Origin of the sequence: Brachybacterium sp. (assembly GCF_036379615.1) — a bacterium.
GTDB lineage: Bacteria > Actinomycetota > Actinomycetes > Actinomycetales > Dermabacteraceae > Brachybacterium.
Window position 1 is genome coordinate 13,825 of the sequence record NZ_DASVGJ010000016.1, and the last position, 21,724, is coordinate 35,548.

20 protein-coding genes are annotated in these 21,724 nt (G+C 70.6%); 14 read left to right on the plus strand and 6 right to left on the minus strand.

The features are described from left to right. The first annotated feature begins 35 nt into the window (after positions 1-35). Positions 36-1,262 (plus strand): nucleoside permease, encoded by a 1,227-nt coding sequence (locus tag VF289_RS03590; RefSeq protein WP_330881158.1) that lies wholly within the window; start codon positions 36-38, stop codon positions 1,260-1,262. A 220-nt stretch (positions 1,263-1,482) separates the two neighbouring features. Here the strand turns inward: VF289_RS03590 and VF289_RS03595 are convergent, their stop codons facing one another. The 5 genes from VF289_RS03595 to VF289_RS03615 form a co-directional block, all read right to left on the minus strand. Next, positions 1,483-2,754 carry a TRAP transporter large permease gene (locus VF289_RS03595; protein WP_330881160.1) on the minus strand — a complete coding sequence of 424 codons (1,272 nt, stop codon included), beginning with the start codon at positions 2,752-2,754 and terminating at the stop codon, positions 1,483-1,485. Continuing rightward, the gene (locus tag VF289_RS03600; RefSeq protein WP_330881162.1) at positions 2,747-3,409 is read right to left on the minus strand and encodes a TRAP transporter small permease; all 663 of its coding nucleotides are present in this window, start codon (positions 3,407-3,409) and stop codon (positions 2,747-2,749) included. The genes VF289_RS03595 and VF289_RS03600 overlap by 8 nt, the downstream gene beginning before the upstream one ends. Then, positions 3,406-4,455 (minus strand): TRAP transporter substrate-binding protein, encoded by a 1,050-nt coding sequence (locus tag VF289_RS03605; RefSeq protein WP_330881164.1) that lies wholly within the window; start codon positions 4,453-4,455, stop codon positions 3,406-3,408. The genes VF289_RS03600 and VF289_RS03605 overlap by 4 nt, the downstream gene beginning before the upstream one ends. A gap of 107 nt (positions 4,456-4,562) precedes the next feature. Next, complete coding sequence (locus VF289_RS03610) at positions 4,563-5,393, minus strand: sugar phosphate isomerase/epimerase (RefSeq protein ID WP_330881166.1); 831 nt, start codon at positions 5,391-5,393, stop codon at positions 4,563-4,565. Next, a complete protein-coding gene (locus tag VF289_RS03615; RefSeq protein WP_330881168.1) occupies positions 5,390-6,166 on the minus strand; it encodes an SDR family NAD(P)-dependent oxidoreductase in 777 nt (258 codons plus the stop codon). Before VF289_RS03615 ends, VF289_RS03610 begins: the two co-directional genes overlap by 4 nt. A gap of 412 nt (positions 6,167-6,578) precedes the next feature. Here VF289_RS03615 and VF289_RS03620 point away from each other — a divergent pair, with 412 nt between their 5' ends. From VF289_RS03620 to VF289_RS03660, 9 genes are all read left to right on the plus strand, one after another. Continuing rightward, positions 6,579-7,334 (plus strand): FadR/GntR family transcriptional regulator, encoded by a 756-nt coding sequence (locus tag VF289_RS03620; RefSeq protein WP_330881169.1) that lies wholly within the window; start codon positions 6,579-6,581, stop codon positions 7,332-7,334. After that, positions 7,331-8,245: a transketolase gene (locus tag VF289_RS03625; protein WP_330881171.1), complete on the plus strand. Its 915-nt coding sequence runs from the start codon at positions 7,331-7,333 to the stop codon at positions 8,243-8,245. The genes VF289_RS03620 and VF289_RS03625 overlap by 4 nt, the downstream gene beginning before the upstream one ends. Further along, entirely contained in the window at positions 8,242-9,234 is a 993-nt protein-coding gene (locus VF289_RS03630) for a transketolase family protein (protein WP_330881173.1), read from the plus strand. Before VF289_RS03625 ends, VF289_RS03630 begins: the two co-directional genes overlap by 4 nt. A gap of 521 nt (positions 9,235-9,755) precedes the next feature. Then, on the plus strand, positions 9,756-10,985 hold the full coding sequence (locus tag VF289_RS03635; protein WP_330881175.1) for an ROK family transcriptional regulator: 1,230 nt from the start codon (positions 9,756-9,758) through the stop codon (positions 10,983-10,985). Positions 10,986-11,008: 23 nt separating this feature from the next. Further along, the gene (locus tag VF289_RS03640; RefSeq protein WP_330881177.1) at positions 11,009-12,298 is read left to right on the plus strand and encodes a sugar ABC transporter substrate-binding protein; all 1,290 of its coding nucleotides are present in this window, start codon (positions 11,009-11,011) and stop codon (positions 12,296-12,298) included. Continuing rightward, entirely contained in the window at positions 12,288-13,184 is an 897-nt protein-coding gene (locus tag VF289_RS03645; protein ID WP_330881179.1) for a sugar ABC transporter permease, read from the plus strand. Before VF289_RS03640 ends, VF289_RS03645 begins: the two co-directional genes overlap by 11 nt. Further along, positions 13,177-14,067 carry a carbohydrate ABC transporter permease gene (locus tag VF289_RS03650; protein WP_330881181.1) on the plus strand — a complete coding sequence of 297 codons (891 nt, stop codon included), beginning with the start codon at positions 13,177-13,179 and terminating at the stop codon, positions 14,065-14,067. Before VF289_RS03645 ends, VF289_RS03650 begins: the two co-directional genes overlap by 8 nt. Positions 14,068-14,069: 2 nt before the next feature. Continuing rightward, positions 14,070-15,062 carry a Gfo/Idh/MocA family oxidoreductase gene (locus VF289_RS03655; protein WP_330881183.1) on the plus strand — a complete coding sequence of 331 codons (993 nt, stop codon included), beginning with the start codon at positions 14,070-14,072 and terminating at the stop codon, positions 15,060-15,062. Continuing rightward, entirely contained in the window at positions 15,056-16,078 is a 1,023-nt protein-coding gene (locus VF289_RS03660) for a Gfo/Idh/MocA family oxidoreductase (RefSeq protein WP_330881185.1), read from the plus strand. Before VF289_RS03655 ends, VF289_RS03660 begins: the two co-directional genes overlap by 7 nt. Positions 16,079-16,183: 105 nt before the next feature. Here VF289_RS03660 and VF289_RS03665 read toward each other — a convergent pair whose 3' ends face one another. After that, a complete protein-coding gene (locus VF289_RS03665) occupies positions 16,184-16,654 on the minus strand; it encodes an Lrp/AsnC family transcriptional regulator (protein ID WP_330881187.1) in 471 nt (156 codons plus the stop codon). A 182-nt stretch (positions 16,655-16,836) separates the two neighbouring features. Between VF289_RS03665 and VF289_RS03670 the strand changes: the two genes are divergently transcribed. The 4 genes from VF289_RS03670 to VF289_RS03685 all read left to right on the plus strand — a co-directional run. Then, positions 16,837-17,973 (plus strand): thiamine pyrophosphate-dependent enzyme, encoded by a 1,137-nt coding sequence (locus tag VF289_RS03670; RefSeq protein ID WP_330881189.1) that lies wholly within the window; start codon positions 16,837-16,839, stop codon positions 17,971-17,973. Between the two features lie 104 nt (positions 17,974-18,077). After that, positions 18,078-19,064, plus strand: coding sequence for an alpha-ketoacid dehydrogenase subunit beta (locus VF289_RS03675; protein WP_330881195.1), 987 nt, complete (start codon positions 18,078-18,080; stop codon positions 19,062-19,064). Then, entirely contained in the window at positions 19,061-20,419 is a 1,359-nt protein-coding gene (locus tag VF289_RS03680) for a dihydrolipoamide acetyltransferase family protein (RefSeq protein ID WP_330881191.1), read from the plus strand. The genes VF289_RS03675 and VF289_RS03680 overlap by 4 nt, the downstream gene beginning before the upstream one ends. A gap of 108 nt (positions 20,420-20,527) precedes the next feature. Then, positions 20,528-21,724 (plus strand): acyl-CoA carboxylase subunit beta (locus tag VF289_RS03685; RefSeq protein WP_330881197.1); only part of this gene is annotated, 1,197 nt, incomplete at its 3' end.

The window sequence follows — 21,724 nt, forward strand, 5'->3', positions numbered from 1 at the left end:
TCCGGTGAGCGAGGTCACAGACTAGGCTCCTGCGCATGCTCGACTCCCTCACGCGCGTGCGCCTGTCCACGATGATGTTCCTCGAGTTCTTCGTGTGGGGAGCGTGGTTCGTCACCCTGGGCACCTACCTCGCCGCGGAGCTCGGTGCGAGCGGCAGCCAGATCGCTCTGGCCTTCCTCACCCAGTCGCTGGGCGCGATCCTCGCGCCGTTCATCGTCGGCCTCATCGCGGACCGCTTCTTCGCCGCCCAACGCATCCTCGGCGTGCTGCACCTGTTCAGCGCCGTGATGTTGTTCCTGGCCGGACGGCAGGAGGGGTTCGGCGCGTTCTTCGTCTTCGCACTGCTGGCGATGATCTCCTTCATGCCCACCCTGGCGCTCGCCAACTCGATCTCCTTCCGCCGCATGGAGAGCCCCGAGCGGCAGTTCCCCGGCGTGCGCGTGTTCGGGACGATCGGCTGGATCATCGCGGGGCTGCTGATCGGCTGGCTGGGATGGGAGACCGGCGGGGTGCTCGCCAACACCTTCGTCATGGCCGCGATCGGCTCCGCACTCCTCGGCGTCTACGCCTTCACCCTCCCGCACACCCCGCCCGAGCAGCGAGAAGGGCCCGCCACGGTGCGCGACATCCTGGGCCTGGACGCGCTGGCCCTGCTGAAGAGCCGCTCCTACCTGGTCTTCTTCATCGCCTCGATCCTGATCTGCATCCCGCTGGCGTTCTACTACAACTTCACCAACCTCTACCTCAACGAGATCGGGGTGCAGCGCGCCGCCGCCGTGCAGTCCCTCGGCCAGGTCTCCGAGGCGCTGTTCCTGCTGATCATGCCGCTGATGCTGAAGAAGCTCGGCATCAAGCGCACGCTGCTGATCGGGATGCTCGCCTGGGCGGTCCGGTACGCGCTGTTCGCCTTCGGTGATGCGGGCTCCCTGATCTGGCTGGTGCTGCTGGGACTGGTCCTGCACGGGGTCTGCTACGACTTCTTCTTCGTGGCCGGCCAGATCTACACCGACCGCTTCGCCCCGAAGCGGGTGCGCTCCGCCGCGCAGGGCCTCATCTCGCTCGCCACCTACGGCGTGGGCCTGCTGATCGGCTCGCTCGTCTCCGGTCCCATCGTCGATGCCTTCCTCGCGACCGACGGGACCCACGACTGGCTGATGATCTGGCTGATCCCCGCCGCGCTCGCCGTGGGCGTGACGATCTTCTTCGCCTCGCTGTTCCGGGAGCAGGGCGTGCAGGAGCCGACGGCCGAGGCGGGGGCCTGAACGCAGCGCGCGGCTCTGAGCGGTGTCTGCGGCCCGACGGACACATCCAGCAGGTCCACGCCCACGGCTCCGCTCTCACCGCCCGCTACCGGCAGGCAGGGATCTCCGTGCCCGTCGAGCAGGTGGCCGCCGGGTCGGTGCTCGAGGTGCAGGTGGGCTGAGACGCACGCCGCGCCCGCCCCGGGAAGGAACCCGGGACGGGCGGGCGGGATGCAGGCGATCAGATGATGAACAGCAGCCCCGGCGCGAAGGCCACCGCGAACACCACCAGCAGCCCCAGCCCGTAGAAGGGCAGCAGCGCCCGTGCCGTCTCCATGATCGGGACCTTGCCGATCGAGGCGGAGATGAACAGCGTGGTCCCCACCGGTGGGGTGTACAGACCCATCGCCAGGGTCACCACCATGACGATGCCGAAGTGGATGATGTCCATCCCGACCGCGTCGGCGACCGGCAGCATCACCGGGGTGAGCAGCAGGATCGCCGGCGAGATGTCCAGGAACATGCCCACCACCAGCAGGATCAGCAGCATCGCGAGCACCACCATCCAGTCCGCCTGGAGCGCGGAGGTGAGCGACTCGGCGAGGGCCTGCGGCGCCTCCTGGATCGTCAGCAGCCACGCCAGCGCCGAGGAGAACATGATCAGCAGCAGCACCACAGCGCTCGCCGAGGCGGACTCCACCGGGGCCTTCTTGAACTGCGTCATCGTGATGTCGCGATAGAGCAGCACCCGCACGCCCAGGGCGTACAGCACCGCGAGCACGGACACCTCGGTCACCGTGGCGATGCCGGTGAACAGCACGATGCGGATCAGGATGATCGGGATCAGGATCGCGGGGGTCGCGAACAGCAGGTCGATCAGCAGGCGCTTGAGGGTGAACTTCGCCTTGACCCGCGGGAACCCGGCCTTCCAGGCCACCAGCCAGCAGCCGATCAGCAGCAGGATCGCGGTCAGGACGCCCGGGCCGATGCCGGCGGTGAACACCGCCGCGACCGACGCCCCGGAGGCCGAGGCGAACAGGATCATCGGGATCGACGGCGGCAGGATCACGCCCAGCGAGGAGGCCGAGGCGTTGACCGCGGTGGCGTAGCCGCCGCTGTAGCCCAGGCGCTTGGTCCAGGGGATCACCACCTTGCCGATGCCGGTCGCATCGGCGACCGCGGAGCCGGAGATGCCGGCGAACACGGCGTTGGTGAGCACGCTGGTCATGCCCACGCCGCCGCGCAGACGGCCCACCACTCGGGTGGCAAGACCGATCACCTGCGCGCCGAGCTTCCCGCTGAACAGCAGATCAGCGGTGAGGATGAAGAAGGGGATCGCCAGGATGGAGTAGTCCCCGACCGGGCTGAAGGACTGCTGCGCGAGGCCCTCCATGGGCAGAGAGCCCACGACGAACAGACCCACGATGGCGCCGGCGATGATCGACAGCGCGACGGGGATGCCGAGCAGCAGCAGGATGATGAAGACGGCGACTGCGATGAGAGCTTCAAGCACCGGGGGTCTCCTTCGGCGAGTCCTGCGTCGGGGCGTCGGGGCTGCCCGGCGGGACGGTTGCGATGCCGTCGGCGGGGACCCCGTGGCGGAGGTAGTGGACGGTGCGGGCACCGGCCTGGATCGCCATCACGGCGACCAGCACGATGAAGGCGCTGAAACTGCCCAGCTGCGGCCAGCCCATGATCGGGGTGGACTGCGCGGCCATCGGCGGGATCAGGTACACCGCGAGATAGGTGAGGTAGGCCAGCAGCACGGTCGAGAACGCCCAGATCGCGATCTGCGCACGCTCGTACGCCCTGCCCGTCAGCCTGCTGATCAGGACGTCCACCGCGATGTGGCCGCGGCTGCCCTGTGCCACGATCGCGCCGCCGGCGATCAGCCAGGGGAACAGGTAGGTGGGTCCCTCGGCCGCGATCGGCAGTGAGGAGTTCAGGAAGTAGCGCATGAACACCGCGAGGGTCACCAGGATGACGATCGCAACGGTCGCGGCGATCGCGATCCAGCCGCCGATCTGTGCGGCGATGCGGTTGATCGGCTCCTCGGGCCGGGCGTCGTCACCGTGCCCCTCGGAGGTGTCGAGGGAGGCGAGGTCCTCCTCGGTGATCACCGGGTCGCGCTCGAGGGCGCCGCCCGCGGCGGGAGAGGTCCGGCTCATGCTGCACTCTCCTGGTGGTCGGTGCGCACGGCCTCCGCCGCGGCGTTGATCTGCTCGAAGAACTCCGGATGCTCCTGCTGCCACTGCTCGTAGACAGGCGCGGTGGCCTCGCGCAACTCGCCCCGGTCGGGGTGGGTGACTTCGAGGAGCTCCTCGAACTCGGCGTAGATCTCCTCGCTCTGCTCGCCCATCCGGCGCCGCTGCTCCTCGAGCGCCTCGGCGGAGGACTCCTCGATGATCGTGCGGATGTCCTCGTCGAGGTTCTCCCAGCGGGAGGTGGACATGACGAAGGGGTTCGTCTCGTACTTGTGCCCGGTCACGGCGACGTGGCTCTGCACCTCGTGCAGCGAGGAGCTGTAGATGTTGACCACCGGGTTCTCCTGGCCGTCGACCGCGCCCTGGCGCAGTCCCAGGTACAGCTCGCCGAAGGCCATCGGGGTGGGGTTTGCGCCCAGCTGGGCGAAGATGTCGATCGTCATCGAGTCATCCGGCGTGCGGATCTTCAGCCCGGCGAGGTCCTCGGGCACCTCGATGGGGCGCACCGAATTGGAGATGTCGCGCATCCCGTTGTCCCAGAAGCCGAGCACGTGGAAGCCCTTCTCCTCGGACATCGCCGCGACGCTGTCCTGGATCTCGCCGTCGAGCACCTGGTAGGCATGCTCGGCGGTCTCGAACAGGAACGGCAGCCCTATCAGGGCGGCCTCGGGCACATAGGAGGCGAAGGGGCCCTGGGAGTTGATGGACATGTCCAGGGTGCCGGCGGCCACCGAGACCATCATCTCGGTGTCGCTGCCCACGGATTCCTGGCCGAGGATCTGGATCTCGACCTCGCCGTCGGACTTCTCCGCCACCAGGCGCTGGAAGGCGAGGGCGCCGTCGGAGCGGGGGTTCCCGGGGGCGGCGCCATGGCCGAGGATGATGCGCACCGAGTCGGTGCGGCGGGGGCCGTCGCCACCGGCGCAGGCGCTGAGGCCCAGGCCGGTGAGTCCCGCGAGGGTCGCGCCGCGAAGGAGATCGCGGCGGCCCGGTGTGCGGGGAGGTGTCATGGGGTCCTCCTGGAGTCCAGGGAGCGTCGTCGCATGCCTGGGTAGGGATGGGGCCGGGCCGACGGGCGTGGGCACGGTGAGGGGGGTCGGGCCCTCAGGTGATCGGTTCAGGTGGCGGAAGAGAGCAGGCGGGAGATCTCGGCGTGGCTGCGAGCCGCATCCTGTGCGCGATCCTCCTCGGCCACGTCGTGGGTCTCGAGCTCGAGGACGTAGGTTCCGCTGAAGCCCTGCTCCTCGAGGGTGCGGACCAGGGCGGGGAAGTCGACGTCGCCGGCGCCGAGGGAGAGGTTCAGGTTCCCGGGCACGGCGTCGCGCAGGTGGACCCGCTCGATCCGATCGCCCAGTCTGCGGGCCCAGCTCAGCGGGTCCTCGGCAGAGGCCACCACGTGGGAGACGTCGAAGAGCACGCCGCACTGCGCGGGGGAGCAGCGGGCGAGCAGTGCGTCGGCCGCCTCGACGGTGTGGACGTACCGGCGGTGGTGCAGCACCTCCACCAGCAGGCGCACGCCGCGCGCGGTGCACAGGAGGGAGATCAGCGCGAGGTTCTCCGCGATCCGCTCGAGGTCGGAATCGTGGTCGACGTACGGGGCGTGGTCGGCGCGGCCGGCCGGCACGATCAACGCCGCACCGAGCGCCGAGGCCAGATCGACCAGAGGCGTGATCACGGCGGTGAGCTCCGCCTCGGTGAGGGCGGGGTCGTTCAGGTCGCCGGGATCGGCGTTCACAGCCCCCGTGCGCAGGTCCGCGCCGTGGATCGCGGCGACGTACTGCGCCGGATCGCCGTCGTAGGGCACCGGGACGTGATCGGTCACTGCGGGGATCGCCCCGAGGTCGATCTCCTCGGCGCCGATCTCGGCGATCAGTCGCAGTGCTTCGTCCAGCGGGCGGTGGCGGAACGAGATCGTCGAGAGACCGACCCGAGCGGACGCGCTGGTCATGAGATGTATGCACCGCCGTTGATGGCCTGGGTGGTGCCGGTGATGTAGCCGGCGTCCTCGCTCGAGAGCCACACCACCAGCGCGGCGATCTCCTCGGCGGTGGCCTGGCGGCCCATCGGGATCGAGGCGGAGAGCGCCGCCTCGGCCTCGGCGGTGGTGTTGCCGCGGATGTTGGTGTCCGCCGCGCCGGGGGAGACGGCGTTGACGGTGATGCCTGCGGGGGCCATCTCGCGGGCCAGTGAGCGGGTCAGGCCCAGCACACCGGCCTTCGCCGCGGAGTACGGGGTCTTGGAGAACACGCCGCCGCCCTGCTGTGCGGAGACCGAGGACATGTTCACGATGCGGCCGTAGCCGCTCTCGAGCATGGCCGGCAGGAACGCCCGGCAGGTGTAGAAGCTCCCGGTGAGGTTCACGGCGATGATCGTGTCCCACAGCGTGTCGGTGACCTCGAGGAACTCGACCGGGGAGGGGATCCCGGCGATGTTCGCCAGGGCGCCGACGGGCGGGAGCTCGGAGGCGGTGATCTGCGCGGCCACCTCGTTCACGGCCGCGGAGTCGGTGACGTCGAGTGCGTAACCCGCGGCGGGGACGCCGTGCTCGGCGGAGAGCTCACCGGCGAGGGTCTTCGCGCCCTCGCCGTCGAGGTCCACGATCGCCACGGCCCAGCCCTCGCGGGCGAAGCGAGCGGCGGTGGCACGACCGATGCTGCGGGGCCCGGCACCGCCGGTGACGACTGCGGTCCTGCGCTCACTGCCGGTGGTCTGTGTGTGCATCTGTGCACTCCCGTCACGTCGATGTGGAGGGCTCGGGGCCCGTGGTTCGGATCGAGCTGACGCTATGAGTGAAAGAGTGGTCGGACAACTGCCCGCGTCGGATGTGGCACGGATCTCGAGGCATCACCGCAGTTCAGAGGCCTGGATCCGGACGGCTATTGGTCAGACCACCGCGGCCGGGCGGGCCGCTGGTGTCGACCCGCAGCAAATGGTCGACCACTTAGGGTGGATGTGCGAGATCCTCTGACCTGCAGGGATCGGGCCCGGGGAGTGTCCGGAGAGCACCCGGCCCCGCCAGGCAGATTGCCGGTGGCGGGACCGCGTGCTTGCATCATCCCCACATCGACGGCGGACCTCGACGCACCCGGACGCACCGAGGGGCACCGCCCGGAGACCGACCGAAGGAGGTCCGGTGGACGCCGAGACGCTCGAGTTCCTCGACACCCTCGTGCGCGAGGGCGCCGAGGTGGAGGGCGGGACCCTCATCCCCACCGAGCGCCGCCTTGCCGAGGTCAGCGGCATGTCCCGCGCCAGGGTGCGCGAGCGCCTCTCCGGACTGCAGATGCTGGGCATGCTCAAGAAGGTCCAGGGCAGCGGGAACATCCTGGTCACGCCCTCCTTCGACGGCGGCACCGGCAACGTGTTCGAGCTGATGCTGCGGGCCGGGATGGTGAGCGTCTCCCAGCTCGCCGAGGCCCGCGAGATGCTCGAGGTCGCGATCGCCCCACGCATCGTCGACCGGGTCACCGATCAGCAGATCCACCACCTCGAGGACCTCGTCTACGCGATGGTCGACGCCTCCGCCAACCGTGATTTCGTGGGCGGCCTGCAGGCCGATCACGCCTTCCACATCGCCCTGTTCGAGATCCTCGGCAATCCGATCATGAGCTACGTCGCCGGCGGGATGAACCATGCCCTCCACGACCTGCTGCTCGAACGCCGCAGGGTCGTGATCGGCAAGGAGATCGCCGCCAACGGCGGCGAGGTCCCCGAGATGTTCGCGAGCGACTCGGTGCACTTCGAGATCACACGCGCCCTGCGCTCCCGCCGTCGGGACGCGATGGCCACCGCGATGGCCGAGCACTTCGACCGCTGGCGCCGCATCTCCCGCACGCCCGGGCCTGCGGCCCAGCCCACAGCAACCACCCCCATCGGAGGAGAACAATGACCGAGACGTCCGCGACGACCGCACTGAACGGAGTGGATCCGGAGCGGATCCAGCGCATCAGAGAAGCGGCGTACCGCATCCGCCACTACTCCCTGATCCAGGCCGAGGTGCAGGGCCAGGGCTACATCGGCCAGGCCCTCGACATCGCCGACGTGCTGGCCGTGCTCTACGCTGACCAGCTGCACCTGGACCCGCTGGATCCCGAGAGCGAGGACCGCGACCGCTTCCAGCTCTCCATCGGGCACTACGCCCTCGCGCTGTACGCGGCGCTGACCGAGGCGAAATTCTTCCCGTCCGAGGAGCTGCAGACCTACGCCGGTGACGACTCCCGCCTCCCGATGTCCGCGATGCGCACCTACACGCCCGGCGTGGAGATCTCCGGCGGCTCCCTCGGCCACGGGCTCGGGATCGCGAACGGCGTGGCCATGGGCCTGAAGCGCAAGGGGTCCGACCGCTTCGTCTACAACCTTCTGTCGGACGGCGAGCTCGGCGAGGGGTCGACCTGGGAGGCCGCGGCCGTCGCCGCCCACCACCAGCTCGACAACCTCATCGCGATCGTGGACTTCAACGACCAGCAGGCTGACGGGAAGTCCACCCAGATGCTGTCGATGGAGCCGGTCACCGACAAGTTCGACGCCTTCGGCTGGATGGCCCGGCGCTGCGACGGTCACGACGTCGAGGCCCTGCTGAGGAATCTCATCGAGCTCCGCGAGAGCGAGGACCCCCGCCCCCGTGTGCTCATCGTCGACACCACCCTCGGCAAGGGCGTCGACTTCCTCGAGGCCCGCGAGAAGCTCCACTTCATGAAGGTCACCGAGGAGGAGTGGGCGCAGGCCCACCAGACGCTGACGGAGAACCACCAGAAGCAGACGGAGAACCACCAGGCGCTGACGGAGGAGAACGCACGATGAACCGGAGCACGAGCACCCAGAACCTCCGCTCGGGAGCGATGAGCGCCGACCTCGCCACGGCCGGCCAGCGTGCGGTCGCCGCACCGCTCGGCCACGCCCTGGTTGCGGCCGCGCAGGAGGACGAGCGGATCGTCGGCCTCTCGGCGGACCTCGCCAAGTACACCGATCTTCACATCTTCCGCGACGCCATGCCGGAGCGGTTCTACCAGGTGGGCATGGCCGAGCAGGCATTGCTGGGCGCCGCCACCGGGCTCGCGATGGAGGGGTACGTCCCCTTCGCCTCGACCTACTCGGTGTTCGCCACCCGCCGCGCCTACGACTTCCTGCTGCTGGACATCGCCGAGGCGAACCTCAACGTGAACCTGGTGTGCGCGCTGCCCGGTCTGACCACCGGCTACGGTCCGTCGCACGCCGCGACCGACGACGTCGCGATCCTGCGCGCCGCCCCGAACCTCACCATCGTGGACCCGGCCGATGCGATCGACATCCAGCAGGCCGTCCCGCAGCTCGCGGCCTCCGAGGGGCCCACCTACATGCGGCTGCTGCGCGGCAGGGTCCCCGCCGTGCTCGACGAGTACGACTACACCTTCGAGCTCGGCAGGGCGAAGCTGCTGCGCGACGGCGCCGACGTCCTGTTCGTCTCCTCGGGCCTGATGACCGAGCGCGTGCTCGAGGCCGCGAAGGAGCTCGAGAAGGACGGCATCGACGTGGCCGTGCTGCACACCCCCACCCTCAAGCCCTTCGACGAGGAGGCCGTGCTCGCCCAGCTCGGCAAGGGCCGCCTCGTGCTCACCGCGGAGAACCACTCCATCGTGGGCGGGCTGTTCGACATCGTCTCGCGCACCGTAGCGGGTCATGGCGTGGGCGAGAGGGTCACCCCGATCGGTCTGCCCGACGCCTTCCTCGACGCGGGGGCGCTGCCCACCCTGAACGACCGCTACGGCGTGAGCGTGAGCGGCATCGTGGACAAGGTGCGCGCCCTGCTCTGACCAGTGCCAGACCACACCCTCACCCCAGCGACCCGAACCAGGGCCGGCACATCCCCTCCTCGGTCGGGGCGGTGGTGATCTCCAGCAGGTGCCCGGTGTCCGTGCGCACCGGGGTCGGGGAGTAGTTGGGGCAGTAGTTGTTCCACGGGTCCTGGACCGGGACCGGGGCGGGTTCGGTGACCCAGCGGACCCGTCCCTGCAGGGCGCGGTTCGGTGCCGTCTGCCGCGCGGATCAGCGGATCCCGGGCGGTGACCGGGCCCCAGTCGTGGGGAACCGTGGCGGTGCGCACGTACGTGCGGCAGAGGTCCTCCGGTCCGCGGACTGCCGGGCCTCTGGCCGCGCAGCCTCCTCCGCCTCGGCCCTTGACAATGTGTGTCCTACGACATAACTTCTGCAAGCAAGTTTTATAAGTGCGATCGGAGCACCCCGTCACGGCCGACGGGGCGTCCCGGTCCACCCCGCAGGGCAGCGGATCCGCTGCCGCGCGAACAGTCCTCACAGCGGAAGGCGGGCGAAGCCGATGGCGCACGAGATCGTCGATCCCGCTCTGCCCCGCACTCGAGCGGCCGTGCCGGAGAGCACGGGACGGCCGGATTCCCAGCGGCTGTACGCGGCCGCCCTCGCCCGGATCCTCCAGCGGATCAGCGACCACGGCAGCGCCACCATCGCCGAGCTGGTCGACATCGCCGGGGTGAGCCGACCGACCGTGCAGCGTGCACTCGCCGAGCTCGAGCAGCTCGGCGTCATCGATCAGGCCGAGCTGCGCGCCTCCGGCACCGGCCGTCCCGCCCGCAGCTGGGTCCCGCGCACCGGAGCGCGCCTCGTGATGGCCCTGGACATCCGCCGGGAGGAATCGCGGCTGGTGCTCGCCGGCCTCACGGGCCGCGTCGTCGTGGACGAGGTGTTCGGCCATCAGGCGCTGCTCGCGGAGGCGGAGCGTTCGGCCGCTGGCGGCCCGCCGGCCGATGGGATCCCCGAGCTCGTCCTGCGCCGGGTCGCCGCCCGGCTCGCCGCCGCCGGGATCGCCGGCACCGACGTGGTCGAGGCCGTCATCGGCGTCTCCGGGATCGTGGCCGATGACGGCACCATCCTGCTCTCCACGAATGTCCCCGGCCTGACCGGCTATCCCGTCGGCCGCCGGGCGGTCGAGCTCGTCGGACTGCCCTCGGTGACGGTGGAGAACGACATGAACCTGCGCGCCGTCGGCGAGCTCCATGCCGGGATCGCGCGCGGGCTGTCCTCCTTCGTCTACCTCACCAACCACACCTTCCACCGGCCCGCGGTCGTGCTCGGCGGAGCGCTGTGGCACGGCCACCACCGCACCGTCGGCGAGGGCGATCAGCTCACGCGCAGCGGGGTGATCAGCCCCCGCCTCACCCTCGACGGCCACAGCGTGGAGTACTTCGACGTCGCCGGGGGCATCGACTCCGGCGCCCTCGACCGCGCGTGGCTCGAGCTGCTGAACGACCAGCTCGCGAAGGTCATCGCCGTGCTCTGCTACGTGCTGGACCCCGAAGCGGTCCTGGTGCACGGGGGCCCGGTGACCACCGGACCTGCGGCGATCGCCGATCTCCAGGACCGCTTCCTCGGGTACACCGTCACCGACAGCGCCCCGCACCTCCTCGCCGCCGGCCACGGCAGCGAGCTCACGATCAGCGGCGCCCTCGTGCTCGCGCTGAAGCAGGCGCTCGGCACCACGCTGGGCATGCCGGACCCACCCGTGCCACGCATCCACGGAGCCCCCTCATGAGAAACCTGTCCAAGGAGAGAACCATGCAGCACACGACCCGACGTCTGTTCCTCGGCGGCGCCGCCGCCCTCGGTGCGACCACCCTCGCCGCCTGCGGAGGCGGCAGCGGCGGAGGTGGCGGCGACATCCCCGACGAGATCCCGGCCGACGAGGCCGCGGAGATCGCCTACAGCATCTGGGACCCGGCGCAGAAGCCCGCGATGGAGAAGATCATCGCCGCCTTCAACGAGGAGTACCCGGACATCACGGTGTCCATCAGCGTCACGCCCTTCGCCCAGTACTTCGAGAAGCTCCAGACCCAGGCCACCGGTGGTGACCTGCCGGACGTCTTCTGGATGAACGGTCCCAACTTCCAGCTCTATGCCTCCGAGGGCAAGCTGCAGGACGTCAGCGAGGTGCCCGGGGTGGACACCGCCAAGTACCCCCAGGCCATGAACGACCTCTACACGCTGGATGACGCCCAGTTCGCGGTCCCGAAGGACTTCGACACCATCGCGCTGTGGTGGAACCAGGACCTCTTCGAGCAGGCCGGGGTCGAGGCGCCCGACGGGAACTGGACCTGGGAGGACTACGCCCAGGCCGCGCGCCAGATCACGGACGCCCTCGGCGAGGACGGCATCTGGGGCGGCTGCAACGGCGTCGAGAACCAGGCCTACCTCTACCCGATGACGTTCCAGGCCGGCGGCGAGATCGTCTCGGACGACGGCACCACCTCCGGGTACGACTCGCCCGGGGCGATCGAGGCGTTCACCTTCGCCCGCTCCCTGGTCGAGGACGGCGCCCATCCCTCGATCGCCTACCTCACCGACAACAAGCCCGCCGACGTCTTCAACGGCGGCAAGGCGGCGATGTACTGGTCGGGCAACTGGTCCGCCGCCGTGTTCAAGGACTCGCCGGTCAAGGATGCGATCCGCACCGCCCCGCTCCCGCAGGGCGCCGAGCCCGCCAACGTCATCCACGGCATCGGCAACGCGATGGCCGCCGAGGGGGCGAACAAGGCCGCCGCCGCGGCGTTCCTGGCCTTCCTGGGCAGCGAGCAGGCGAACCTCATCCAGGCGGAGGAGGGTGCGGCCAACCCTGCCCACGAAGGCACAGCGACCGCGTACGTCGAGTCCGTCCCGGAGTTCGATCTGCAGATGTTCATCGACAACGCGGCCGATGCCCGCCCGTACCCGGTCTCGAAGAACACCAACGCCTGGCTGAGCCTCGAGGCCGACTACTTCCCGCGCATCCTGGGCGGGGAGCTCGAGGTCGAGGCCGGGCTGGGCGAGCTCGCCGAGAAGATGAACCAGGCGCTTGCCGATGAGCAGTGACCGCACCCGCCGGACCGCGGGGGACGACCTCTGGGCCTGGGCCTTCATCGGGCCGCTGATGGCCGGGGTCGTGCTCTTCTACTTCTGGCCGATCCTCAGCACCTTCTACAACTCCTTCACGGAGTTCGGCGCCTTCGGCGGGACCCAGTGGTCGGGCCTGTCCAACTACGCGACCCTGGTCGCCGACTCGGAGGTGCCGCGCGCGGTCCTGAACACCCTGATCTACACGGCCGTGGTGATGCTCGGGATCCCGCTGTCGGTCTACCTCGCCTCGCTGCTGAACCGGCCCGGCCTGCGCTTCGCATGGTTCTTCCGGGTCATGTTCTTCATGCCGATCGTGGCGATGCCGGCGGCGATCGCGATGGTCTGGCGCATGATCTACAACAGCGATTTCGGGCTGCTGAACTACGCCCTCTCCCTCGTGGGCATCGACGGGCCGTACTGGATCTCGAGCCCCGGCTGGGCGCTCGCGGCCGTCAGCATCGTGGGCCTGTGGGCGTCACTGGGGTTCTCGATCATCATCCTTTCGGGTGGTCTGCGGGCGATCCCTCCCGAGCTGTACGAGGCGGCCTCCCTCGACGGGGCGACCCCGATGCGCCAGTTCCGCTCGCTCACCGTCCCGCTGCTGACGCCGAGCATCTTCTTCCTGACGATCATCACGGCGATCAACGGGTTCCAGCTCTTCGACCTCCTCTACGCGCTGATGGGGCCGACGAACCCGGCGATGTCACGCACCCAGTCCCTCGTCTACCTGTTCTACGAGCAGGCCTTCGGGCAGAACGACAAGGGCTACGCCTCGGCGATCGCCATGCTCATCCTGCTCATCATCGGAGTCATCACCGTGATCCAGTTCCGCTTCCAGAAGAGGTGGGTGACCTATGACTGACCTCTCTCCCGCTCCCACCGGCACCCGAGATCCCGCCCCCCGGGCGGCGCGGCGGCGCGGCGGCTCCCGTCAGCCGCGCAACACCGACGCGTACCTCGTGCTCACCCTCGGCGGGCTGATCATGATCTTCCCGTTCGTGTGGCAGCTGATCATGTCGCTCTCCACCCAGGCCGAGGTGACGAGCGTGCCGCCCACCCTCGTCCCCGAGCGGCTGAACTGGGGCAACTACGTCGACGTGTTCGACCTGATGCCCTTCGCCAGCCAGTTCACCGTCTCCGCGACGGTGACCGTGCTGCGCGTGGTGGTCCAGATGCTGCTGTGCGCGATGGCCGGGTACGCCTTCGCGCGGATGCGGTTCCGCGGTCGCGGCATCCTCTTCGCTCTGCTGCTGTCGATCCTCATGGTGCCCAATCAGATCTACCTGATCCCGCAGTACTCGATCATCCAGAACATGGGGCTGCTGAACACGGCGCTCGGCATCGCGATGCCAGGGCTGTTCAGCGCCTTCGGCACCTTCCTGCTGCGCCAGCACTTCATCTCCATGCCCGCCTCGCTCGAGGAGGCAGCACGGCTGGACGGCGCGAACCAGTGGCAGACCTTCTGGCGGGTCATGCTCCCGCTGTCCGGCCCGGCGCTCGCCTCGGTCGCGATCCTCACCACGATCGCCTCCTGGAACGACCTGCTGTGGCCGCTCGTGGTGAGCACCTACGAGGAGCGGATGCCGCTGGCCGTCGGCCTGGCTACCCTCCAAGGACAGCACATGACGAACTACCCCGTGATGATGGCGGCGAGCCTGCTCGCGATGGCACCGATCCTGCTCCTCTTCCTCGCCCTCCAGCGCCGAGTGGTCGAGGGCCTCGCCCACTCCGGCATGAAAGGTTGACCATGACATCCCCACCCAGCGCGCCCACCCTGCGCGTCGGCATCGTCGGCACCGGCGGGATCTCCCGCGCCCACCTCCCCGGATGGAGGGAGCTCGGCGCCGAGCTGCACTGCTACAGCGAGGCCGGGGCCGAGCAGTACGCGGCCGAGACCGGTGCGAGAGTGCACGCCACCCTCGAGGAGCTGCTCGCGGCGGTCGACCTCGTCGACGTCACCGCCCCCACCCCGGCGCATCCCGCGATCGTGCGCGCGGCACTGGACGCCGGCAAGGACGTGATCTGCGAGAAGCCGCTCGCTCTGGACCCTGCGGAGGCTCGTGACCTGGTCGCTCATGCTCAGCGCGTGGGCCGCAGGCTGTTCCCCGCGCACGTGGTGCGGTACTTCCCGCAGTACGCCGCGGCGAAGCAGGCGGTCGACACCGGCGCCGTCGGGACTCTCGCCGTGCTGCGCTTCGAGCGCACCGGCTCCCTGCCGGACCGCTCCTGGTACGCCGACGAGCAGCTCTCCGGCGGCATCGTCATGGACCAGATGATCCACGACATCGACCAGGCGCTGTGGCTGGCCGGTCCGGTCCGCGCGGTCTACGCCCAGCAGGCGATCGCCCGCACCGATTCCACGATCCGCACCGCGCACGTGGTGCTCACCCATCGCTCCGGCGCGCTCAGCCACTGCCGCGGCTTCTGGGGCCCCGCGGGCACGCGGTTCCGCTACACCGTCGATCTCGCCGGGGACGGCGGCCGCCTGCAGTACGACAGCGCCGGTGATCCCGGCATCGTCTTCGACGAGGTCGCCTCCGCCCGGCAGGCCGCCGGCGACGGCTTCCTCCCGGACGTCTCCACGCTGCGCGATCCCTACGCCGCCGAGCTCGTCGACTTCGTCGAGGCTCTGCGCACCGGCGCCCCCACCAGGGTCGACGCCGCCGACGGCGCCCTCGCCGTGGAGATCGCCCACGCCGCCCTCGAGTCCCTGCGCACCGGACGGAGCATCCCATGCTGACCGCACGCCCCACCGACACCGCGTCCGCCGATCCGGCGCCCGCGCTCAAGGTCGCGCTGATGAGCTGCGCGCACACCCACGCCGCCGGCTACGCCGCGCTGCTCGAGGCTCGCGGCGATGTGGACCTGGTGGTCGCGGATCCCGACGGCTACGGCGACGTGCGCGGCGCCCGCGTGCTCCCCTCGTTCGAGGAGGCCTGGCGCGTCTGGCCCGAGGGGCCGGACGCGATCGTCGTGACCAGCGCCAATGCTCACCACAGGGACCTGGTCCTGGAGGCCGCCCGCCGCGGCGTGCACGTGCTGTGCGAGAAGCCGCTGGCCACCACCGTCCCCGACGCGGAGGAGATGGTCGCCGCCTGTCGCGAGGCGGGTGTGGTGCTGATGACCGCGTTCCCGGTGCACTTCGCGCCCGAGGTGGAGGCGCTGCGCACAGCGGTGGCCGACGGTTCGCTCGGCGAGGTCATCGGCCTCACCGGCACCAACAACGGCAAGCTGCCCGCCGCCCGCGACTGGTTCACCGATGTGGAGCTCGCCGGCGGCGGCGCGATGGTGGACCACACCGTGCACCTCGCCGAGATCCTCGACTCGGCGCTCGGAGCGCCTGCGAGCGTCCACGCCGTCACGAATCGGATCCTCTACGCGGACCGGGCGGGGGAGGGCGCCGAGACCGGTGGCCTGGTCACCCTCGCCTATGACTCCGGTGTCGTCGCCACCATCGACTGCTCCTGGTCGCAGCCGGCCGACGCCCCCACCTGGGGCGGCCTGCGCCTGCAGGCCCTCGGCACCGGCGGCCAGCTGCAGATCGACGCCTTCGCCCAGCACGTGGGCGGGCACGGCCAATGGCTGCCCTACGGCACGGACACGGACGCCCTGCTGCTGGACGCCTTCCTGGGTGCGGTGCGCGAGGGAACAGCTGTCGAACCGACGGGCGAGGTGGGGCTGCGCACGGTCCGCGTGGTCGCCGCGGCCCAGGAGTCCGTGCGCACCGGGCAGCCGGTCCCGCTCGCGGGACTCTGACCGAGCTCAGCCGCGCAGACCTGCCGGCAGCTCTGCGCGGCTGCGCGGCTGCGGGGCTCGACGGGGTGAGTGGCCCGCTCCGACCCACTCGCACCCCGCCGACGCTCACCTCCCCAGGTCCCGCTCCAGCACCGGGGCGAGGCGGAAGGGGATCAGCTCGCCCATCGCGAGCGAGGTGTCGGTGCGGATCACGCCCTCGCAGCCCAGGATGAGCTTGCTGACCCGGTAGAGGTCGTCGGTGTCGCGGCACACGCAGCGCACCAGGATGTCGTGCAGGCCGCTGAGGCCGTGCACCTGCACCACCTCGGGGATCGCCCGCAGCTGCGCGATCACGTGCTCGAGGCGGGGCTGGTCGACCTGGGTCTCCATGAAAGCGGTGAGCGGGTAGCCCAGGGAGGCCGCGTGCAGGCGGCGGTCGTAGCCCTGCAGCGCGGGCCCCGCCTCGAGGGCGGCCAGGCGGGACTGGACGGTGTTGCGTGAGAGCCCGAGCCTCTCGGCGAGGGAGACGATCGTCGAGCGGGGGTTCTCCGTCATGGCCAGCAGCAGCCGACGGTCGGTGTCATCCACGATGTGCATACTGCCCGATTCTACGGGAGCGTAGCCTCCAAGACTGAGCATTCTGCTGAATCTGCTCCACAATCGTTGTACGCCCTGCACTCCGCCCGTACCGTGGGTCACGACGATGACGTCACCGCACCCACCCGGTGCACACGGACGTCCCATGCGCCCACACGGCGCGGCGGATCCTGGAGGCTCGAATGTTGACGACCCCGTCAGCGCACGACCACGAACTGGTTGCTGGACTCGACACGCCCTTGCACGTCCTCGACGAGGACGGCACCCGACGCCCCGACCCCCTCCTCGACCCGCTGCTGAGCGACGTCGACGTGGAGATGCTGTCGGGCCTGTACCTCGACATGGCCGTGATCCGGGCGATCGACGACGAGGCCGTCGCCCTGCAGCGGCAGGGTGAGCTGGGTTTGTGGCCGCCGCTGCGCGGTCAGGAGGCCGCCCAGATCGGCCTGGGCCGCGCCCTCGCGGAGACGGATTTCCTGTTCACCTCGTACCGGGAGAACGGCCTGGCCTGGTGCCGTGGCGTGAGTCCGGGGGAGATGCTCGCGGTCTGGCGCGGCACCTCCCTGTCCGGCTGGGACCCCTTCGCCCACCACATGGCCACCCCGCAGGTGATCATCGGCGCGCAGACCCACCACGCCGTGGGCTATGCGATGGCGACCCAGGCCCAGGGCAAGGACGACATCGCCGTCGCGTGCTTCGGCGACGGCGCCATGAGCCAGGGCGACGTCAACGAGGCGATGGTCTTCGCGGCCTCGTTCCACGCCCCGGTGCTGTTCTTCTGCCAGAACAACCAGTACGCGATCTCCGAGCCGGTGGGCGTGCAGGCCACGGTCCCGCTCGCGCTGCGCCCGGCCGGGTTCGGGATCCCCTCCCTCCGGGTGGATGGCAACGACGTGCTCGCGATGCGGGCCGCGAGCCGGTACGCGTCCCGCCACCTCCGGGCCGGCAAGGGACCGATGTTCCTCGAGGCGGTCACCTACCGCCTCGGCCCCCACACCACGAGCGATGACCCCACCCGCTACCGCGACGAGAAGGAGCTGGAGCGGTGGCGCCGCCGGTGCCCGCTGGCTCGGCTGGAGCGGCACCTCGAGCAGCTCGGCGCCCCGATCGAGGAGGTCCGCGCCGAGGCGGAGCGGCGCGGTCAGGAGGCGGCGACCGCGATGCAGGAGGCGGTCACCGCGCTGCCCGCCCCCGCCCCGGAGAGCCTGTTCGAGAACGTGCTGTCCACCGAGCATCCGGGCCTGCTCCGCCAGCGCGAGCAGTTCCGTGCCTTCACGGGCTCCCTGGCCCCCGAGCACGGGGAGGGTGCGGCGGCATGACGGCGACCACCTCGTCCACCGGCACCGCAGGCTCCGGTACCGCAGGCTCCGACACCGCAGGCTCCGACACCGCAGGCTCCGACACCACCGGGTCGACCACCGCGATGACCATGGCCGCCGCGCTGAACACGGCGCTGCGCGACGCCCTCGAGGCTGACGGCGACGTGGTCCTCATCGGCGAGGACATCGGCACCCTCGGCGGCGTCTTCCGGATCACCGACGGGTTGAAGCAGCGCGTCGGCGCCTCCCGGGTGATCGACTCGCCGCTCGCGGAGTCCGGGATCATCGGCACCTCCGTGGGGATGGCCTACCGCGGCCTGCGGCCCGTGGCCGAGATCCAGTTCGACGGCTTCGTCTACCCGGGCTTCGATCAGCTGGTCGCGCAGGTCTCCCGCCTCCACTACCGCACCGGAGGCCTGGTGCGGATGCCGCTGACCATCCGGATCCCCTTCGGCGGAGGGATCGGCGCGGTCGAGCACCACTCGGAGAGCCCCGAAGCGTACTTCGCCCACACCCCCGGCCTGCGCGTGGTCACCGTCGCCGATCCGCAGGACGCCTACTCCACGATGCGGGCCGCGATCGCGTGCGATGACCCGGTGATGGTGCTGGAGCCCAAGCGCCGCTACTGGGGCAAGGGCGAGGTCGACACCACCCTCACCACCGACCTCGCCTCCGCGCGGGTGCTGCGCGAGGGCCGGGACGCGACGCTCGTCGCCTACGGACCGCTCGTGGTCACTGCGCTCGAGGCGGCGATCGCCGCAGAGGACGACGGCATCAGCCTCGAGGTCATCGACTTGCGCTCCCTGGCACCGCTGGACCGCGACACGATCGCCGCGAGCGTGCGCCGCACCGGCAGGCTGGTCGTCGCCCATGAGGCGCCGGGCACCGTCTCGCTCGCCTCCGAGGTGATCACCTGCGCGATCGAGGACTGCTTCGAGCATCTCGAGGCCGCCCCCGAACGGGTCACCGGCTACGACACCCCCTACCCGGCCGCCGCGGTGGAGGACCACTACCTGCCCGGCATCGACCGGATCCTGGATGCGGTCGACCGCACGCTGGGCCGGCGCAACTCGAGGGAGGCCGCCCGATGAGCGACTTCATGATGCCCGACCTGGGCGAGGGCCTCACCGAGGCGACCGTCGTGAGCTGGCGGGTCTCGGTGGGAGACACCGTCACCCGGAACCAGGTGATCGCCGACGTCGAGACCGCGAAGGCACTGGTCGAATTGCCCAGCCCGCGCGCCGGGCGGGTCACCGCGCTGTACGCGACCGAGGGAGAGACCCTCGCCGTCGGCGCACCGCTGCTCGGCATCGAGGAGGGCGCGACCCGGGCGGCCGACGACCCCGCCGGCAGCGGGTCTCCGGCGGCCGACGACCCCGGCCCGGGCGAGGATGCCTCGTCGGCCTCGTCGGCCTCGTCGGCCTCGTCGGCGCCTGCGACGGAGCCTGCGTCGGAGCGTGCTGCCCCGCAGCGCCAGCAGGTGCTGGTCGGCTACGGGCCGGTGCTGCCCGGCACCGGACGACCGCGCCGTCGGCCTCGCTCCTTCGAGACCGTCCCGTACGCGGGCCGCAGCGAGCAGCGGGCCGCCCACCCCGCCGCGAAGGCGATGCCTCCGGTGCGGCGCCATGCCCGTGACCTGGGCGTGGACCTCGCCGCGGTGCACGGCACCGGCCCCGGCGGGAGGATCCTGCGCGGGGACGTCGACGCCTGCGCGCGCGGCGGTCGGGACGTCCCGGACCAGAACCGGAGCAGCCGTGGGCGGGCCTCGACCCGGCAGCCCGTCACCGGTCTGCGCCGCGAGACAGCCCGCGCCATGACGGCCTCCGCCTTCACCGCGCCGCATGCCTCGGTGCACACCACCCTCGACGTCACCGACACCCTCGAGCGGTTGCGCCGACCGGACCGGGGCGGGAGGACGACGTCCTTCCTCGCCGCGGTGAGCCGGGCGATCATGCCCGCCGCTCGTCGGACCCCGTCCGCCAACGCCCGCTTCGACGCCGAGGCCGGGGAGATCGAGCTGTTCGAGCAGGTCGCGCTCGGCATCGCCGTCGCCACGGAGCGCGGTCTGGTGGTCGCCACCGTCCCTGGCGCGGACGACCTCGACGGCGCGACCCTCACCGAACGGATCGCCGAGCAGGCCGGCAGGGCCCGCGAGGGGGTCCTCACCCCGGCCGAGCTGACCGGCTCCACCCTCACCGTCACCAACGTCGGCGTGTTCGGGGTCGAGGGCGGGGTGCCGATCCTCAACCCCGGCCAGAGCGTCATCCTCGCGATCGGGGCGCTGCGCCGCCAGCCGTGGGAGCACCGGGGCGAGATCGCACTGCGCACCGTCGTCACGCTCACCCTGTCCTTCGACCATCGGGTGCTCGACGGCGCCGAGGCCAGCCGCTTCCTCATGGACATCGCCGATGTCCTGTCCGATCCCGCGATCCTGCTGACGAGGTAGTCCATGGATGACCTGCGCACCGCCGTCCCCGCGGACGGCCCGGCCACCGACCGCGCCACCTCCGACCGCGCGGCGACAGGCGGCGCAGCCACCGATCGCGCTGCGGCGATGGCGGCGCTGGTCAGCGAGCTGCGGCGTCGCCTCTCGGTCGCGGCCGACGGCGGCTCCGCCTCCGCGCGGGAGAAGCATCGTGCCCGCGGCAAGCTGCTGGCCCGCGAGCGGATCGACCGACTGCTCGATCCCGGCTCGCCCTACCTGGAGATCGCGCCGCTGGCCGCCGAGGGGATGTACGACGGCGCCGCGCCGGGTGCCGGGGTGGTCGCCGGGATCGGGATGATCCAGGGCCGGCACTGCCTGGTCCTGGCCAACGACGCCACCGTCAAGGGCGGCACCTACTTCCCGATGACGGTGAAGAAGCACCTGCGTGCGCAGGAGATCGCGCAGGAGAACCGCCTGCCCTGCATATACCTGGTCGACTCCGGCGGTGCCTACCTGCCGATGCAGGACGAGGTCTTCCCCGATCGAGACCACTTCGGCCGGATCTTCTTCCACCAGGCCCGGATGAGCGCCGCCGGGATCCCGCAGATCTCCGCCGTGATGGGCTCCTCCACCGCGGGCGGCGCCTATGTGCCCGCGATGAGCGACCAGACGGTGATCGTCCGGGACCAGGGGACGATCTTCCTGGGCGGGCCGCCGCTGGTGAAGGCCGCCACCGGCGAGGAGGTCAGCGCCGAGGACCTCGGCGGCGGCGTGATGCACACCGAGGTCTCGGGCGTCGCCGACCACCTCGCCGAGGACGATGAGCACGCCCTCTCGATCCTCCGCGAGATCGCCGCCACCTTCCCTGACCCGGCCCCCGTGCTGCCCCGCCACGAGCCGCGCGAGCCCGCCGTGGATCCGGCGACCATGGGCGCCGCCGTGCCGTCGGACCTCTCCACCCCCTACGACGTGCACGAGGTGATCGCGCGGGTCATCGACGCGGGCGAGTTCTCCGAGTTCAAGGCCGGGTACGGCACCACCCTGGTCACCGGCTTCGCCCGCATCCACGGCCATCCCGTCGGCATCGTCGCGAACAACGGGGTGCTGTTCAGCGAATCGGCGCTCAAGGGCGCCCACTTCGTGCAGCTGTGCGACCAGCGCGAGATCCCGCTGGTGTTCCTGCAGAACATCGCCGGATTCATGGTGGGCGCGGAGTACGAGCGCGGCGGCATCGCCAAGGACGGCGCGAAGATGGTCACCGCCGTGGCCTGCGCCCGGGTCCCCAAGCTCACCATCGTCATCGGCGGGTCCTTCGGCGCCGGCACA